This window comes from Rhodococcus sp. R1101 (assembly GCF_000278445.1).
In the GTDB taxonomy this organism is placed as follows: Bacteria; Actinomycetota; Actinomycetes; order Mycobacteriales; family Mycobacteriaceae; genus Rhodococcus; species Rhodococcus gordoniae.
This window is the reverse complement of sequence record NZ_AJVB01000370.1, coordinates 1-3,891: the sequence shown is the minus strand read 5'-3', so window position 1 is coordinate 3,891 and position 3,891 is coordinate 1. Positions and strand designations below refer to the sequence as shown.

3 protein-coding genes are annotated in these 3,891 nt (G+C 68.5%); 1 reads left to right on the top strand and 2 read right to left on the bottom strand.

The window, feature by feature from the left end:
* On the top strand, nt 1–1,995 hold a 1,995-nt coding region (polA, locus tag R1101_RS0118025), incomplete at its 5' end, for a DNA polymerase I (RefSeq protein WP_016934750.1).
* An 80-nt stretch (nt 1,996–2,075) separates the two neighbouring features.
* Here polA and trxA read toward each other — a convergent pair.
* The gene (gene trxA / locus R1101_RS0118020; RefSeq protein WP_016691445.1) at nt 2,076–2,447 is read right to left on the bottom strand and encodes a thioredoxin; all 372 of its coding nucleotides are present in this window, start codon (nt 2,445–2,447) and stop codon (nt 2,076–2,078) included.
* A gap of 140 nt (nt 2,448–2,587) precedes the next feature.
* The gene (locus R1101_RS0118015; protein WP_016934749.1) at nt 2,588–3,595 is read right to left on the bottom strand and encodes a GlxA family transcriptional regulator; all 1,008 of its coding nucleotides are present in this window, start codon (nt 3,593–3,595) and stop codon (nt 2,588–2,590) included.
* Nucleotides 3,596–3,891 lie beyond the last annotated feature (296 nt).

Here is a 3,891-nt window from a genome sequence, read left to right as displayed (position 1 = left end):
GATGCGCTGCGCGAGAATCTGTCCAACGTGCTGCTCAACCGTCAGCTCACCGAGATGGTGCGCGACGTGGCGGTGCCCTACACCCCCGAGCAGCTCGCGCTCGCCCCGTGGGATCGCGACCGGATCCACCGCCTGTTCGACGATCTCGAGTTCAAGGTGCTGCGCGATCGGCTGTTCGAGACGCTCTCGTCGGCCGAGCCCGAGGCCGAGGAGGGCTTCGAGGTGCGCGGCGGGATCGTCGAGCCGGGTGCCCTCGGGGACTGGCTGACCGAACATGCTCCGGCGGGCCGACGGCACGGCCTCGCCGTGGTGGGCACCGGCACCCCTTACGGCGGCGACGCGACCGCGATAGCCGTCGCCGGTGCCGACGGCGAGGGTGCCTACGTGAGCACCGTGGCGCTCACCCCGGAGGACGAGAACGCTCTCGCCGCGTGGCTCGCGAATCCTGCGGTGGAGAAGGCCGTGCACGAGGCGAAGCCCGCCATCCACGCGCTGCGCGGTCGTGGCTGGTCGCTCGCCGGCATCACCAGCGACACGGCGCTCGCCGCCTATCTGGTGCGGCCCGGGCAGCGCTCGTTCAAGCTCGACGACCTGTCGCTGCGCTACCTCAAGCGTGAGCTTCGGGTGGAAGACACCGGGGCGCAACAACTCTCGCTGCTCGACGACGAGGACGCGGCCGACGCGCAGGCGGCCGAGACCCAGATCCTCGCCGCGCGCGCCGTCGTCGACCTCGCCGCGTCCCTCGACACCGAACTCGGAGACATCGAGTCGGTGCGGCTGCTCACCGAGATGGAACTGCCCCTGCTCGAGGTCCTTGCGGACCTCGAGGCCACCGGCATCGCCGTCGACGCGACACACCTGCACGACCTGCAGTCCGAGTTCGCGGCCCAGGTGGCCGCGGCCGCGAACGCCGCCTACGAGGTCATCGGCAAGCAGATCAATCTCGGTTCGCCGAAGCAGCTGCAGGTGGTGTTGTTCGACGAGCTCGAGATGCCGAAGACGAAGAAGACCAAGACCGGATACACCACCGACGCCGACGCGCTGCAGAACCTGTTCGACAAGACGGGTCACCCTTTCCTCGAACATCTGCTCGCGCACCGTGAGCACACCAAGATGAAGACCACCGTCGACGGGCTGATCAAATCCGTCGCCGACGACGGCCGCATCCACACCACCTTCAACCAGACCGTCGCGGCGACGGGCCGGCTCTCGTCGACCGAGCCGAATCTGCAGAACATCCCGGTGCGGACCGAGGCCGGTCGCCGGATCCGCGACGGCTTCGTCGTAGGCGACGGCTTCGACGTGCTGCTCACCGCCGACTACAGCCAGATCGAGATGCGCATCATGGCGCACCTGTCGGCCGACGAAGGACTCATCGAAGCCTTCCGCACCGGCGAGGACCTGCACACCTTCGTGGCGTCGCGCGCGTTCGGGCTGCCGCTCGAGGAGGTCACACCGGAACTGCGTCGTCGGGTCAAGGCGATGTCCTACGGCCTCGCCTACGGGCTCAGCGCCTACGGGCTGGCGCAGCAGCTGAAGATCTCCACCGACGAGGCCCGCGAACACATGGAGGCCTATTTCACCCGCTTCGGCGGCGTGCGGGACTACCTCTACAACGTGGTCGAGGAGGCCCGCAAGGTCGGCTACACGTCCACGTTGTACGGCCGCCGGCGGTACCTTCCCGACCTCAACAGCGACAACAGGCAGCGCCGGGAGATCGCCGAACGCGCCGCGCTCAACGCCCCCATCCAGGGCACGGCCGCCGACATCATCAAGGTCGCGATGATCGACGTGCAGAAGGCGCTGAACGAGGCGGGGTTGCGGTCGCGGATGCTGCTGCAGGTGCACGACGAGCTCGTGCTCGAGGTGGTCGAATCCGAACGCGAGCAGGTCGAGGCGCTCGTGCGCGACAAGATGGACTCGGTGATCGAGCTGTCGGTGCCGCTCGAGGTCTCGGTCGGCTACGGCCGCAGCTGGGACGCCGCCGCACACTGAGCCGTACAGGAAGACCGCGACGCACGGACGACGACGCCCGCCCCCGAATGCCGGGAGCGGGCGCCGTCGATGCGAGTGGGTCAGCCCTGCTCGGCGCGAGCCTCGGCGATCTGCTTGCGCACATCGTCCATGTCGAGGTTCTTGACCTGCGAGACCAGATCCTCGAGCGCGGCAGGCGGAAGAGCACCGGCCTGGTTGTAGACGAGGATGCCTTCGCGGAACGCCATGATCGTGGGGATCGAGCGGATGTTCGCCGCTGCCGCGATGGCCTGCTCGGCCTCGGTGTCGACCTTCGCGTGCACGACGTCGGGGTGTTTGTCCGACGATGCCTCGAAGGTGGGGGCGAACTGCTTGCAGGGGCCGCACCAGTCGGCCCAGAAGTCGACGAGCACGATGTCGTTGCTCGTGACGACCTCGTCGAAGTCCTGCTGGGTGAGAGCCTTGGTTGCCACGGAAATCCTTTCGGTCGGGCGTGTCGACGGGTCCAACATCCGGCCGCAGTTGTTTCTTCCCGTCACGTCTTCCTTCCGCCCACGCTACGTGACGGCACCGCGTCGGGGGACGCGTCGAGACGGGCGAACCGAGGGATGCGTCACACGCTCACCGGCTCGAGGGATCGGCGGAACGTACGGCGATAGGCCTGCGGCGTCGTCTGGCGCAACCGCAGGAAATGCCGACGCAACACCGCTGCGGTGCCGAACCCGACGCGGTCGGCCACCACGTCGACGGGCAGGTCGGTCTCCTCGAGAAGCCGCTGAGCGGCCAGGACCCGCTGGTCGCGGAGCCAGCGCGCGGGGGTGACCCCGACCTCGGCGACGAACCGCCGCGCGAACGTGCGCGCCGACATGTGCGCCTTCTGTGCCAACGCGGCCACCGGGAGTTCCCGGTCGAGGTGCTCGCTCATCCAGTCGAGCAGAGGCGCGAGCGACTCGTCCTTGCATTCGGGCAGCGGCATCGCGACGTACTGGGCCTGCCCACCGTCGCGATGCGGCGGCACGACCATGCGCCGGGCGATCGTGTTGGCGACCTGCGCCCCCTGCACGGTGCGCACGATGTGCAGGCACAGGTCGATGCCGGCCGCGGTGCCTGCGGCGGTGAGGACGGGATGGTCGTCGACGTAGAGCACGTCCCGGTCCACTTGCGCCGTCGGATACATCCGGGCGAGGCGATCGGCGTGCATCCAGTGGGTCGTGCAGCGGCGCCCGTCGAGCAGTCCCGCCGCGCCGAGGACGAACGCGCCGGTGCACATGCTCGCCACGCGCGCACCCCGGTCGACGGCGGCGCGCAGCTTCGCACACAGCGGTTCGAGGCGCTCGTCGTCGAGACCGATGCCTTCGCTGTCCACCGCGGGCAGCAGGATCAGGTCGGCGTCGTCGAGCAGATCGAGCATGTGGGGCACGTCGATGGTGTAGCCGAAGCGGGTGCGCACGGGCTCGGTGCTCGCGGCGACGAGGTGGAAGTCGTAGGTGGGCAGGCCGTCGTCGGAGCGGTCGAATCCGAACACCTCGCACGCCACGCCGAGCTCGAACGTCTCGACGTAGGGGAGGAGGGGAACGACCACCTTCTCGAGCCGGCCGCTGATTCGCGGTGTTCCGGACACGGCAACGAGTGTGACAGTGCGGTGGCAGAAAATCGAGGTTTCCTGACGATTCTGCCACTGTCGGGCCGGGTCCCGACGCAGCAGACTCGACGCATGATCCTGCTGGTCCTCGTACTCCTGGCGATCTTCCTCCTCCTCGACGTGCTCGCGCTCACCGAACGCACGCCCGACACCCATCGGGAAGTGACGCAGTTCGGCGACTATCGCTTCTGAACCATCTGCTCACCGCTCAGGTGAGCAACCATTCCCGCTTGGCGTCGCCGTCCCAGCGCCGCACTCCCGCGCTCGAACCGGTC